This is a genomic window from Paraburkholderia ferrariae NBRC 106233 (assembly GCF_000685035.1).
Classification (GTDB): domain Bacteria; phylum Pseudomonadota; class Gammaproteobacteria; order Burkholderiales; family Burkholderiaceae; genus Paraburkholderia; species Paraburkholderia ferrariae.
This window is the reverse complement of record NZ_BAYB01000002.1, coordinates 247,654-261,214: the sequence shown is the minus strand read 5'-3', so window position 1 is coordinate 261,214 and position 13,561 is coordinate 247,654. Positions and strand designations below refer to the sequence as shown.

The following is a 13,561-nucleotide window of genomic DNA, read 5'->3' as shown; positions in this document are numbered from 1 at the left end:
GGATTCGTTTTCATCGTCTCTCGCCCCCTTAGGCCGATTGCCCGTTCTGCAGCTGACGCCCCACGGGCAACTGCCGCAGGCGCTTGCCCGTGGCCGCGTAGATCGCGTTCGTCACGGCCGGCGCGAGCGCCGCCGTGCCCGGCTCGCCAATGCCGCCCGGCGCCTCCGTGCTCTTCACGATATGCACCTCGATCTGCGGCGACTCGTTGATGCGCAGGATGCGGTAGTCGGTGAAGTTGGTCTGCACGACGCGGCCGCGGTCGATCGTCACTTCGCTATAGAGCGCCGCCGTGATGCCGAAGATGATGCCGCCTTCGATCTGCGCCTCGATGGTCTCGGGATTGACGACCATGCCGCAATCGACGGCACACACCACGCGGTTCACGCGCACCTCGCCGTCGTTCACGGTCACGTCGGCGACCATGCTGAAGAAGCTGCCGAACGCGTTCATCACCGAAACGCCGCGCCCCTGCCCCTTCGGCATCGGCGGCCCCCAGTTCGCCGCGCGCGTGGCCACGTCGAGCACGTTGAGCGCCCGCGGCGACTTGCCGAGCAGATTGCGCCGGTACGCGACCGGATCGGTCTTCGCCGCAACGGCCAGTTCGTCGATGAAGCTCTCCACGACAAAGGTGCCGCGCGTGGGCCCCACGCCGCGCCAGAACGCCGTGGGCACGGCATGCGGCTCTTCGCGCACGTACTCGATCAACTGGTTCGGCAGGTCGTAGGGCAGATCGACGGCCACTTCCACGGCGTCGGGGTCGATGCCGTGCTGGAACGCGGGCGGCGCGAAGCGCGCCATGATCGACGAGCCGGTGATGCGGTGCTGCCAGGCCACGGGCTTGCCGTTGGCGTCGAGCCCGGCCGAAATGCGGTCGTAGTAATACGGCCGGTACATGTCGTGCTGGATGTCCTCTTCGCGCGTGTAGAAGACCTTCACCGGCGTATTCACCTGCTTGCCGATCTTGAGCGCCTGGGTGATCGCATCCACTTCGAGCCGCCGGCCGAAACCGCCGCCGAGCAGATAGTTATGCAGCGTGATCTGCCCGGGCTCGAGACCCGTGACGGCCACGCCCGCGTCGATGGCGCGCGTGGGCACCTGGGTGCCCACCCAGATGTCGCAGCCGTCGGCGCGTACGGACACCGTGCAGTTGATCGGCTCCATCGTGGCGTGCGCGAGGAACGGCTGCCGATAAATCGCATCCACGCGCGTCTTCGCGTTGCCGAAAGCCTGCTGCACGTCGCCGTCCCTGCGCGCGACGGCGCCGTCGCGCTGCGAGGCCCGGTCGAGATCGCCGACGATCTGCTGCATCGAAACGCTCCCGCCCGGCCCCTCGTTCCACTGGATTGCGAGCGCCGCCGCGCCGCGCTTAGCGGCCCACGTATGCGCGCCGATCACGGCCACGGCGTTGTCGATCTTCACCACCTGCATGACGCCCGGAATCTGCTTTGCGTGCGTGTCGTCCACGCTCGCGAGCGTGCCGCCGAACACGGGGCAGTTCACGATCGCGGCATAGACCATGTCGGGCAGGCGCACGTCGAGACCGAACTGCGCCGAGCCGTCCACCTTCTCCGGCGAATCGAGCCGCTTCGTCGGCTTGCCGATCAGCGTGAAGTCCTTCGGGTCCTTGAGCGCCACCTTCTGCGGCACCGGCAGCTTTGCGGCGGCGTCCACGAGCTGGCCGTAGGCGATGCGCCGGCCGCTCGCGTCGTGCAGCACTTCGCCGGCCTTCGCGTGACAGGCGGCGGGATCGACCTGCCATTGCTGCGCCGCGGCCTGGATCAGCACCGTGCGCGCCGCCGCGCCCGCTTCGCGCATGGGCTGCCACGCGTAGCGGATCGAGGTCGAGCCGCCCGTCAACTGGCCGCCCAGCAGCGGGTCGGTGAAGCGCTTCGCGTCGGGCGGCGCGTGATCGACCGTCACACTGTCGAGCGGCACTTCGAGCTCTTCGGCAATCAGCATGGGAATCGACGTATAGACGCCCTGCCCCATCTCCACCTTCGGAATGATCAGCGTGACCTTGCCGGCGCGGTCGATCTGGACGAACGCGTTCGGCTCGAACACGCCATCCTGCGGCGCCTCGTTGCCGTCGCCGCCGACGACGGACTTGCGCGTTTGCGCGTCGCCCTGCGCGCCGGCCGCGACGCTGAAGCCGAGCAGCAGGCCGCCGCCCGCCGCCGCGCCGAGCTTCAGGAAGGTGCGGCGTGACACGCCCGCGCGGCTCGCGGGACGGTGCGATGCGGAAGGTGCGCCGTTTTGCGCATCGAGGAGACCCTGGGACATGTCAGGCCTCCTTCGCGGCTTGCTTGATGGCCGCGCGAATCCGGTTATAGGTCCCGCAGCGGCAGAGGTTGCCGGCCATGGCGGCGTCGATGTCGGCATCGCTCGGGTTCGGGTTCGACGCGATCAGCGCCGCCGCCGACATCACCTGTCCCGACTGGCAGTAGCCGCACTGCACCACGTCCACCTCGCGCCAGGCCTTCTGCACTTTCTGGCCCGCGGGCGTCGCCCCCACCGCTTCGATGGTCGTGATCCTGCGGCCGGCCACGGCTGCGACGGGCAGCACGCACGAACGCGCGGCCTCGCCGTCCAGATGCACGGTGCAGGCGCCGCACTGCGCAATGCCGCAACCGAACTTCGTGCCGGTGAGCCCGACGATGTCGCGCAGCACCCAGAGCAGCGGCATATCGGGTGGGGCATCGACGTCGTGGGTCTCGCCGTTGATGGTCAGGGTAGTCATGGGCTCTCCGGGGTGGGGAATTTGTCGTTATGGATCGAGCAATCGGCGCCCGGGCAGACCGGCTGTTCCGCGCCAAACACCAATTGCAGCCCCTGTGCAGGGCACCGCCTGCTCGACCTGCCGAGAACCGGTTGAGTGTAGCGCCGCGATAAAACGCGTGCAGGAAGCCGTCCCGTCCTTGGACGCTGCGCCCCATGCCGCATGTCTCGCGCGGCGGCAGCCGCATTGCGCTACCATCGTCCGCACACCCTCACGACCCACCGCGCGCAGACGAGGCGCGGCAACGAAGGAGCCGCAACATGAACGAGCCCCGCGCGAAGCAGTTCCTCAACGAAGTCCGCAAGCCGCTCCTCACGCTGCACAAGGCGATCCTCGACCACGAGCGCGCGCAATACGAGCGCGAGTTCGGACCGGTCACGCCCGCCGCCTTCCTGCAGGTGCTGATCAACGGCACGGGCTTTCGCTGGCTCATGCCGCTTTCCGCCGTGATTACGAACATCGACGAATCGCTCGACGCGAAAGACGCCACGGACGAAGACCGCATCGGCGCCGCGCAGGCAGTGTGCGCGCTGTTCTCGGGCGAGGAGTCTCCGGCGTTCTTCGAGCGCTATCAGGCGCTGCTGCAGGCGAGCCCGCATGTGGCCCAGCTGCACGGGCAGGTCACGCCGCTCTTGCGCGGCTTGCAGGACAGTTGAGGGACGCGGCGGGGCAGGAGAAGACGCGGCGGGACAGAAAGAGACGCGGCATTCAGGCGCCGCGGCTGCGGCGTTTGCGTGATGGCGTGGGCGCCATGCCGGTCGCCGGCGTTGCCGGGTTCGCCGGGATGGCCGACGTCGCCGCGGCCGGCGGCATCTCCCCCGCGCGCCCCGCGGCAAGGCGGCGCCACAGGGTCGTCTTGCTGATGCCCAGCAGTTCGCACACGCGATCCCGGTTGCCGCTGCACGCTTCGAGCGCCGCGCGAATCTCGTCCGCCTCGGCGCTCAGGCTGCGCTCGCGCAGCGTCATTGGAGCTTTGGGCGCCTCCATCGGCACGGCTTGGGCGAACCCCGCCGAATCGAACACCTCCGGCGCGATGGTGCGCAGCACGTCCACCGGAATCGCCTCCCCATCCGTATCGGCCAGTTCCACCACGATCCGCTCCACCACGTTCTGCAATTCGCGCACGTTGCCCGGCCAGTCGTGCTGCGCGAGCGCCTGGGCGATGGGCGCGAGCGTCGTCCCCGCCGCCTCGGCCGTGCGCACGCGCAGCGCCACGCGCGGCTCGCGCCGGGCCGCCTGCAGCAGCAGTTCGGCGGCGAGCGGCACGACGTCCGCCGCGCGCTCGCGCAGCGGCGGAATCGCGAGATTGAGAATGTTCAGCCGATAGTAAAGATCGGCGCGAAACTCGCCCGTCTCGATCTGCCCGGCGAGCGAGCGGTGCGTGGCCGCCACCACGCGCACGTCCACGCGCGTGGGCTCCGTGGCGCCGAGGCGCACCACCTCGCGCTCCTGAAGCACGCGCAGCAGGCGGCTTTGCAGCGGCAGCGGCATCTCGCCGATCTCATCGAGAAAGAGCGTGCCGCGGTGCGCCGCTTCGATCAGGCCCACCTTGCCGCCACGCCGCGCGCCCGTGAACGCGCCTTCCTCGTAGCCGAACAGTTCGCTCTCCAGCAGCGCCTCGGGAAACGCGCCGCAATTGATGGCGACGAACGGAAAGTCACGCCGCGCGCTCTCGCGATGAATGCCCTGCGCGACCATTTCCTTGCCCGTGCCGCTCTCGCCGCGGATCAGCACCGTCGCATCCGACTTCGCGTAGCGCTTCGCAAGCTGGCGCACACGCTCGATGCCGGGCGTCGCGCCGCTCAGGTCGTCCAGCCGGTAGCGCGCCACGAACTGCTGGGTGCGCTGGCGCGTGCGCAGGGTGCGGTCGAGCCGCTCCACGGCCCGCGACTCCTGGAACGTGAGCACGGCCCCCGTCGTCACGCCGTTATCGACGAGCGGACCGCGATGCACGACATAGCTCACGCCGCGCACGGTCTCGAGCGATTCGCCGTCGGTCTCGGGCAGCGTGAAGGCGATGTCGGGCGCAATCTCGGCGAGCGACTGCCCCGCCGCGAGCACCGGATCGATGCCGAGCACGGCCGCGAGGCGCTGGTTGATCGCCTCCACGCGCCCTTCGCCGTCGAGCGCCACCACGCCGTCGCGCAGATGCTGCAACACGCTGTCCAGCCGCTGGCGCCGCTGCGTTTCGCGCCACGTGGCCTGCGCGACTTCGAGCGCGTTATCGAACGCCGAGCGCACCGAGGAATGCGAATAGACGAAAAACGGCACGAGCCCGAGGCGCGCGGCCAGGTCGTTGACGAGACCCGGCCCCACCACGGCCCCCACGCCGCGATCGCGCAGATCGAGCACGCAGGCTTCCGCGTCCTGCACGCTGCGGTAGGACGCGAACACCACGTCGATCCCCCACGCGCTCGCGAAGCGGCGCACTTCGGCAGGCGTTTCGCCATACGTGACGAGCGCGACGTGTTCGGCCTCGCGCCGCGCACGGGCGAGGGCCTGCATCACGTCGAAGCCGGTGGGCTGCAGCAGCACGACGGGCACGTCCACGCGCGCCTTCAGATAGCTGCCGTTCGCGCCCGCCGCCACCACCACGTCGGGCCGCTGGCTCGGCCCCGCCGCGGCGATCTCGGCCACGGCCTCCTCGAAGCCGCGCGCCACCACGCGCAGGTCGGCGAGACCGTCGTATTCGCGGGCGATGTCGCGGAACAGGTCGCGCAGGCGGCTGATGCCCATGGCCCACACGCGCGGGCGGAATCCGGAGGGAGCGGGAAAACGGTTCATGGCGGGGGGGGCGTGGTTGCGGCAAGGCTGCTGAAACCGCATTATCGCTCGCCGATTTCAAATTTGAAATTCCAGTTTCACAATCGCAATGCCGACGGCGCGCACCGCCTGGCCAATCTCGCGGAAAATCAATGCGTTAGACGCGCCGCGCCGCCCTGGCACGGTATCTGCACTATCGAGCGCGCTTTCATCGGAGACATCCAGCATGACCCAAAGAACCCCCACGAGCGCCGGCGCGAAATTCCGCGCGGCCGTTGCCGCAGAACAACCGCTCCAGGTCGTCGGCGCCATCACCGCCTATGCGGCGCGGCTCGCCGAGGCCACCGGCTTCAAGGCCGTCTATCTTTCCGGCGGCGGCGTGGCCGCCAATTCGCTCGGCGTGCCCGACCTCGGCATCAGCACCATGGACGACGTGCTCATCGACGCGCGCCGCATCACCGACGCCGTCGATATTCCGCTGATGGTCGATATCGACACCGGCTGGGGCGGCGCCTTCAACATCGCGCGCACGATCCGCTCGTTCATCAAGGCGGGCGTGGCCGCCGTGCACATGGAAGACCAGGTGGGCCAGAAACGCTGCGGCCATCGCCCGAACAAGGAAGTGGTCCCGACCGGAGAAATGGTGGACCGCGTGAAGGCCGCCGTGGACGCGCGCACCGACGACCAGTTCGTCATCATGGCGCGCACCGACGCGGCCGCCGTGGAAGGCATCGACGCGGCCATCGAGCGCGCGGTGGCCTACGTGGAAGCCGGCGCGGACATGATCTTCCCGGAAGCCATGAAGACGCTCGACGACTACCGCCGCTTCAAGGCCGCCGTGAAGGTGCCGATTCTCGCGAACCTGACCGAGTTCGGCTCGACGCCCTTCTTCACCACCGAAGAACTGAAGAGCGCGAACGTGGACATCGCGCTCTACTGCTGCGGCGCCTATCGCGCGATGAACGCGGCGGCGCTGAACTTCTACGAAACCGTGAAGCGCGACGGCACGCAAAAGGCCGCCGTTTCGACGATGCAATCGCGCGAGGACCTCTACCGCTACCTCGGCTATCACGAGTACGAGCAAAAGCTCGACGCATTGTTCGCAGCGAAGAAGTAACGGAGCAACGGGTTTTCCTGCAGCGATCGCTGCAATTACCCGTGTATTGACCTCATTCGAGACACCCCATTCAGAGGAAGACACCATGAGCGAAGCAGATACGAAGGCCCAGGGCGCAGGCGGCTTCAAGCCGAAGAAGTCGGTCGCGCTGTCGGGCGTGGCGGCGGGCAACACGGCGCTGTGCACGGTGGGCCGCACGGGCAACGACCTGCACTACCGCGGCTACGACATTCTCGACCTCGCCACCGCGTGCGAATTCGAAGAAGTCGCCCACCTGCTCGTGCACGGCAAGCTGCCGAACACGGCCGAACTGGCGGCCTACAAGGCAAAGCTCAAGGCCATGCGCGGCCTGCCCGCGAACGTGAAGGCCGCGCTGGAGTGGGTGCCCGCCTCCGCGCACCCGATGGACGTGATGCGCACCGGCGTTTCGGTGCTCGGCACGGTGCTGCCGGAGAAGGACGATCACAACCTGCCCGGCGCGCGCGACATTGCCGACCGCCTGATGGCCTCGCTCGGCTCGATGCTGCTGTACTGGTACCACTATTCGCATAACGGCCGCCGCATCGAAGTGGAAACCGACGACGACTCGATCGGCGGCCACTTCCTGCACCTGCTGCATGGCCGCGAGCCGTCGAAGTCGTGGGTCGACGCGATGCACGTCTCGCTCAACCTGTACGCCGAGCACGAGTTCAACGCCTCGACGTTCACGGGCCGCGTGATCGCCGGCACGGGTTCCGACATGTACTCGGCCATCACCGGCGCCATCGGCGCGCTGCGCGGGCCGAAGCACGGCGGCGCGAACGAAGTGGCATTCGAAGTGCAGTCGCGCTACGAGAACCCGGACGACGCGGAAGCCGACATCCGCCGCCGCGTGGAAGCGAAGGAAGTGGTGATCGGCTTCGGCCATCCGGTCTATACGATCTCGGACCCGCGCAACAAGGTCATCAAGGAAGTCGCGCGCAAGCTTTCGAAAGAGCAGTCGAATCTCAAGCTCTTCGACATCGCCGAGCGCCTCGAAACGGTGATGTGGGACATCAAGAAGATGTTCCCGAACCTCGACTGGTTCAGCGCGGTGTCCTATCACATGATGGGCGTGCCGACCGCGATGTTCACGCCGGTGTTCGTGATCGCGCGCACGGCGGGCTGGAGCGCGCACATCATCGAGCAGCGCATCGACAACAAGATCATCCGCCCGAGCGCCAACTACACGGGTCCGGAGAATCTGAAGTTCGTGCCGATCGGCAAGCGCTGACCGGCAGGCGCCTGAATTTCAGGCGCCCGAATACCGGTTGAACCTGTCGGTGCCGGGCGGCCCGTTGGCCGTCCGGCCAGGTGGGAGGCGGCAATAAAGCGGCGTACAGTGGCGCCGTGGCCTCCCCCACCGTTGCGTCCCATTGTCTATTCCATTGGTCCCCAAGCCGTGAATACCGCCTACCGCAAACCTCTTCCGGGCACCCGGCTCGACTACTTCGACGCGCGCGAAGCCGTCGAAGCCATCCAGCCCGGCGCCTACGACACGCTGCCGTACACCTCGCGCGTGCTCGCCGAAAACCTCGTGCGCCGCTGCGATCCGGCTACGCTCGCCGCCTCGCTCGCGCAGCTCGTCGAACGCAAGCGCGACCTCGACTTTCCGTGGTATCCGGCGCGCGTGGTCTGCCACGACATCCTCGGCCAGACCGCGCTCGTCGATCTGGCGGGCCTGCGCGACGCCATCGCGGACCAGGGCGGCGACCCGGCGAAAGTGAATCCGGTCGTGCCGGTGCAATTGATCGTCGATCACTCGCTCGCCGTGGAGTGCGGCGGCTTCGACCCGGACGCATTCGCGAAGAACCGCGCGATCGAAGACCGCCGCAACGTTGACCGCTTCGACTTCATCAACTGGACGAAGAAGGCCTTCAAGAACGTCGACGTGATTCCGCCCGGCAACGGCATCATGCACCAGATCAATCTGGAGAAAATGTCGCCCGTGATCGGCGTGACCGACGGCGTGGCCTACCCCGACACCTGCGTGGGCACGGACAGCCACACGCCGCACGTGGACGCGCTGGGCGTGATCGCCATCGGCGTGGGCGGCCTCGAAGCGGAGAACGTCATGCTCGGCCGCGCCTCGTGGATGCGCCTGCCCGATATCGTGGGGGTGGAGCTCACGGGCAAGCGCCAGCCCGGCATCACCGCCACCGACATCGTGCTCGCCCTCACCGAATTCCTGCGCAAGGAAAAAGTGGTGGGCGCGTATCTGGAGTTCCGCGGCGCCGGCGCGTCGAGCCTCACGCTCGGCGACCGCGCCACGATCTCGAACATGGCGCCCGAGTATGGCGCCACGGCGGCCATGTTCTTCATCGACAAACACACGCTCGACTATCTGCGCCTCACGGGCCGCGACGAAGAGCAGGTAAAGCTCGTGGAAACCTACGCGAAAACGGCGGGCCTCTGGGCCGATACGCTCGCACACGCGCAATACGAGCGCACGCTCAGCTTCGACCTCTCGACGGTGGTGCGCAACATGGCCGGCCCGTCGAACCCGCACAAGCGCCTGCCGACCTCCGACCTCGCGGAACGCGGCATCGCGGGCAAGTGGGACGACGTGCCGGGCCAGATGCCCGACGGCGCGGTGATCATCGCGGCCATCACGAGCTGCACGAACACCAGCAACCCGCGCAACGTGATCGCGGCCGCGCTGCTTGCGCGCAATGCGAACGCGCGCGGCCTCACGCGCAAGCCCTGGGTGAAGAGTTCGCTCGCACCGGGGTCGAAGGCCGTGGAGCTCTACCTGGAAGAAGCGAAGCTGCTGCCGGATCTGGAAAAACTCGGCTTCGGCATCGTCGCGTTTGCGTGCACCACGTGCAACGGCATGTCCGGTGCGCTCGATCCGAAGATCCAGCAGGAGATCGTCGAGCGCGACCTGTACGCCACGGCCGTGCTCTCGGGCAACCGCAACTTCGACGGCCGCATCCACCCGTACGCGAAACAGGCTTTCCTCGCCTCGCCGCCGCTCGTGGTGGCCTATGCGATCGCGGGCACGATCCGCTTCGACATCGAAAAAGACGCGCTCGGCACGGATCAGGACGGCCAGCCCGTGTACCTCAGGGACCTGTGGCCGAGCGACGAGGAAATCGACGCCATCGTCGCGCAAAGCGTGAAGCCCGCGCAGTTCCGCAAGGTCTACGAGCCGATGTTCGCGGCCACCGCCGCGACCGGCGAGACCACGGACCCGCTCTACGACTGGCGCGCCCCGAGCACCTACATCCGCCGCCCGCCGTACTGGGAAGGCGCGCTGGCCGGCGAGCGTACGCTGCGCGGCCTGCGCCCGCTCGCGGTGCTCGGCGACAACATCACGACCGACCACCTCTCGCCTTCGAACGCGATCCTGCCCGACAGCGCGGCGGGCGAGTACCTCGCGAAAATGGGCCTGCCCGAAGAGGACTTCAACTCGTACGCCACGCACCGCGGCGACCACCTCACGGCGCAGCGCGCGACGTTCGCGAACCCCACGCTCGTCAACGAGATGGCCGTGGTGGACGGCGCCGTGAAGAAGGGGTCGCTCGCGCGCATCGAGCCAGAAGGCAAGGTCACGCGCATGTGGGAAGCCATCGAAACCTACATGGAACGCAAGCAGCCGCTCATCATCGTCGCGGGGGCGGACTACGGCCAGGGTTCGTCGCGCGACTGGGCGGCCAAGGGCGTGCGGCTCGCGGGCGTGGAAGCGATCGTTGCCGAAGGCTTCGAGCGCATTCACCGCACCAACCTGATCGGCATGGGCGTGCTGCCGCTGGAGTTCAAGCCCGGCACGAACCGCAAGACGCTCGGCATCGACGGCACCGAAACCTACGACGTGATCGGCAAGCGCACGCCGCGCGCCGATCTCACGCTCGTGATCGAACGCAGGAACGGCGAGCGCGTGGAAGTGCCGGTGACCTGCCGGCTCGACACCGCGGAGGAAGTCTCGATCTACGAAGCGGGCGGCGTGCTGCAACGTTTCGCGCAGGACTTCCTCGAATCGTCGAAGGCCGCCGCCTGATATGAGCGCGAGAGCGTCTGACTGCCTGAAGGCGCGTTAGCGCGAAGTCAATGAACGGGCGGTGCGGCAACGTACCGCCCTGTCGTTTGAGGACCCAACATCCATGGCACACGTACCCCAGATCAAGATTCCCGCCACCTACATGCGCGGGGGCACCAGCAAAGGCGTGTTCTTCCGCCTGCAGGACCTGCCCGCAGCAGCGCAGCAACCGGGCGAGGCGCGCGACAAACTCCTCCTGCGCGTGATCGGCAGCCCCGACCCCTACGGCAAGCAGATCGACGGCATGGGCGCCGCGACCTCCAGCACGAGCAAGACGGTGATCGTGGCGAAGAGCAGCCGGCCCGGTCACGATGTCGACTACCTGTTCGGCCAGGTCGCCATCGACAAGGCCTTCGTGGACTGGAGCGGCAACTGCGGCAATCTCTCTGCCGCCGTGGGGCCGTTCGCGATCAGCGGCGGCCTCGTCGAGCCCACCCGCATTCCCGAGAACGGCGTGGCGACCGTGCGCATCTGGCAGGCCAACATCGGCAAGACCATCGTGGCGCACGTGCCGATCACGAACGGCGCGGTGCAGGAAACCGGCGACTTCGAGCTGGACGGCGTGACCTTCCCGGCCGCCGAAGTGCAACTCGAATTTCTCGACCCCGCCGCCGAAGAAGAAGGCGCGGGCGGCGCGATGTTCCCCACGGGCCAGCTCGTGGACGACCTCGAGGTGCCCGGCGTGGGCACGCTCAAGGCCACGATGATCAACGCGGGCATCCCGACGATCTTCGTGAACGCCGAGGCCATCGGCTATACCGGCACCGAGTTGCAGGACGCCATCAACGGCGACGCCGATGCGCTCAGGAAGTTCGAAACGATCCGCGCGTATGGCGCGCTGCGCATGGGCCTCATCAAGAACCTCGACGAGATCGCCACGCGCCAGCACACGCCGAAAATCGCCTTCGTCGCGAAGCCGCAGGGCTATACGGCGTCGAGCGGCAAACCGGTGGGCGCGGAAGACGTGGACCTGCTCGTGCGGGCGATGTCGATGGGCAAGCTGCACCACGCGATGATGGGCACGGCGGCCGTGGCGATCGGCACGGCGGCAGCGATTCCCGGCACGCTCGTGAATCTCGCGGCGGGCGGCGGCGAGCGCAACGCGGTGCGCTTCGGCCACCCCTCGGGCACGCTGCGCGTGGGCGCCGAAGCCAGCGAGGAAAACGGCGCATGGACCGTCAGGAAGGCGATCATGAGCCGCAGCGCGCGCGTGCTGATGGAAGGCTGGGTGAGGGTGCCGGGCGACGCGTTCTGACACGCCGCCGGGCGTACCGGGCGTTCGTTCCCGGGCAGCGACGAAACCAGTCGGGCGAGTCGATCGCCCGACTGGCCCGCACCGGCCCGGACCCCGAGATCGTCAGCTCTGCGGCGGCAAATACGGCATCGGATCGACCGGCTTGCCGTCGCGGCGCACTTCGAACAGCACCGCCACCCGGTCGTTGTTCTCGCTGCCCATCTCGGCGATCTGCTGGCCCTGGCGAACCGTATCGCCCGTCTTCACCAGCAGGCGCCGGTTGTGCGAGTAGGCGGTCAGGAAGTCCTTGTTGTGCTGGACGATGATGAGGCTGCCGTACTCGTTCAGGCCGGTGCCGGCATACATGACCTTGCCGTCCGCGGCGGCGCGCACGGGGTCGCCCGCCTTGCCGGCAATCTCGATGCCGCGCGTTTCGCCCGCCTGGAAGCCTTCGACCACCTGGCCTTGCGCGGGCCACGCGAGCGTGACGCTGCGGGCATGACGCGCCACCTCGGCGGAGACTTCGCGGTTCGCCGCGGCATTCGCCCCGCCTGCCGCGCCGGCCGGCGCGGCCCCCGGAGCGGCAGCCTGCACGGTAATCGTCTGCTTCGAAACGATCCGCAGCGACTGGCCGGTACGCAGGCGGCCATGTTTGATGTGATTCCAGCTTTCCAGATCCTTCACGCTGACGTTATGCGCCTGCGCGATGCGCTGCAGCGAATCGCCGCGCCGCACGCGCACCCACGTCGTTTTCGTCACGACCTGGGTGGTCGGTGCCTGGCTGGCCTGCTGCGCTGCCGCCTGGGTCCCGTCCGAGGCGGCGGCGCCCGAAGCCGGGCTGGCCGACGCAGACGGTTCCGGCTGCGGTTGCGGCGGCTGCGGCGGTTGCTGCTGGCCGGGGTTGGCACAACCCGCCACGAGAGCCGCGATACCGACGATACCCACGCCGGCCCGCAGCGTCTTCAGAGCGCCGGCACGCCGGCCGCTTCGATCGCTGAACATCTTCACCTCCTTTCTATCGCGGCGGACGGCACCCGATGCGCAGGTGCGCGCGGCGCGGTGTGCGGCGTCTGGCGCGCTCCCTGCGTCGCGTTGACCCGGCGCTCATCGCCGCCCGGTCCGCTTCGATTTACATCCGATCAGCCCTCTTCTTCGAAGAAAGAGCCTCTATTTCACGACATCGCCCGCCTCCGGCGGACGATCACAATCTCAAAATTGAGCTGGCATTGTAAAGCGCATTTCACAAACATCCGGGCGCGGCTCACATTCTGATACAACTGTTAAATCGTGGAATTCGGAGGCGCCTGCGGTGCCCGCAAGGCAATGCGGCCCCATGCCAGCCACAATCCCTTATCGGCAGGGGGCCGGTAAAACTTGAACTGGCGCGCGCCCACACTGAAAGCATTTTGAAATTAATGTAGTATTGCGCGAAATCACCCGGGCCTCAGGTAGCGACCCGGCAGGGAACCCCGGCACCCGCTGCGGGTCACTCCTGTTCTGCCCGCGACCCACCTGGTCCGTTTCAGCCATTCGCGCCCGCCGGCTGCCCCGCCCCGCCCTGCCACCGTGCAACCGTGCCACCGTGTCAGGCAGCGCCGCACCGCGGCGCCTGC

General features: G+C 67.9%; 10 protein-coding genes. 5 read left to right on the top strand and 5 right to left on the bottom strand.

The window, feature by feature from the left end; all coding sequences use genetic code 11:
• Positions 1–28 precede the first annotated feature (28 nt).
• Together BFE01S_RS01455 and BFE01S_RS01450 are read right to left on the bottom strand one after the other, a co-directional pair.
• Positions 29–2,281, bottom strand: a complete 2,253-nt coding sequence (locus tag BFE01S_RS01455) for a xanthine dehydrogenase family protein molybdopterin-binding subunit (RefSeq protein WP_028224057.1) — start codon at positions 2,279–2,281, stop codon at positions 29–31.
• A gap of 1 nt (position 2,282) precedes the next feature.
• Positions 2,283–2,738: a (2Fe-2S)-binding protein gene (locus BFE01S_RS01450; RefSeq protein WP_028224056.1), complete on the bottom strand. Its 456-nt coding sequence runs from the start codon at positions 2,736–2,738 to the stop codon at positions 2,283–2,285.
• Positions 2,739–3,037: 299 nt separating this feature from the next.
• Here BFE01S_RS01450 and BFE01S_RS01445 point away from each other — a divergent pair, with 299 nt between their 5' ends.
• Positions 3,038–3,433, top strand: a complete 396-nt coding sequence (locus tag BFE01S_RS01445) for a thioredoxin domain-containing protein (protein ID WP_028224055.1) — start codon at positions 3,038–3,040, stop codon at positions 3,431–3,433.
• Between the two features lie 52 nt (positions 3,434–3,485).
• Here BFE01S_RS01445 and prpR read toward each other — a convergent pair whose 3' ends face one another.
• Complete coding sequence (gene prpR / locus BFE01S_RS36990; protein ID WP_084169428.1) at positions 3,486–5,561, bottom strand: propionate catabolism operon regulatory protein PrpR; 2,076 nt, start codon at positions 5,559–5,561, stop codon at positions 3,486–3,488.
• A 57-nt stretch (positions 5,562–5,618) separates the two neighbouring features.
• Entirely contained in the window at positions 5,619–5,768 is a 150-nt protein-coding gene (locus BFE01S_RS43820) for a hypothetical protein (RefSeq protein ID WP_156966863.1), read from the bottom strand.
• Between BFE01S_RS43820 and prpB the strand changes: the two genes are divergently transcribed.
• The 4 genes from prpB to prpF all read left to right on the top strand — a co-directional run bounded on the left by prpB (position 5,767) and on the right by prpF (position 11,969).
• Positions 5,767–6,657, top strand: a complete 891-nt coding sequence (gene prpB / locus BFE01S_RS01430) for a methylisocitrate lyase (protein WP_028224054.1) — start codon at positions 5,767–5,769, stop codon at positions 6,655–6,657. The genes BFE01S_RS43820 and prpB overlap by 2 nt on opposite strands.
• Before the next feature lie 85 nt (positions 6,658–6,742).
• The gene (gene prpC / locus BFE01S_RS01425; protein ID WP_028224053.1) at positions 6,743–7,909 is read left to right on the top strand and encodes a bifunctional 2-methylcitrate synthase/citrate synthase; all 1,167 of its coding nucleotides are present in this window, start codon (positions 6,743–6,745) and stop codon (positions 7,907–7,909) included.
• Positions 7,910–8,077: 168 nt separating this feature from the next.
• Positions 8,078–10,675 carry a Fe/S-dependent 2-methylisocitrate dehydratase AcnD gene (gene acnD / locus BFE01S_RS01420; protein ID WP_028224052.1) on the top strand — a complete coding sequence of 866 codons (2,598 nt, stop codon included), beginning with the start codon at positions 8,078–8,080 and terminating at the stop codon, positions 10,673–10,675.
• A gap of 103 nt (positions 10,676–10,778) precedes the next feature.
• Positions 10,779–11,969: a 2-methylaconitate cis-trans isomerase PrpF gene (prpF, locus tag BFE01S_RS01415; RefSeq protein WP_028224051.1), complete on the top strand. Its 1,191-nt coding sequence runs from the start codon at positions 10,779–10,781 to the stop codon at positions 11,967–11,969.
• Positions 11,970–12,071: 102 nt separating this feature from the next.
• Here the strand turns inward: prpF and BFE01S_RS01410 are convergent, their stop codons facing one another.
• Entirely contained in the window at positions 12,072–12,950 is an 879-nt protein-coding gene (locus BFE01S_RS01410) for a peptidoglycan DD-metalloendopeptidase family protein (RefSeq protein ID WP_042336966.1), read from the bottom strand.
• Between the last annotated feature and the right edge of the window lie 611 nt (positions 12,951–13,561).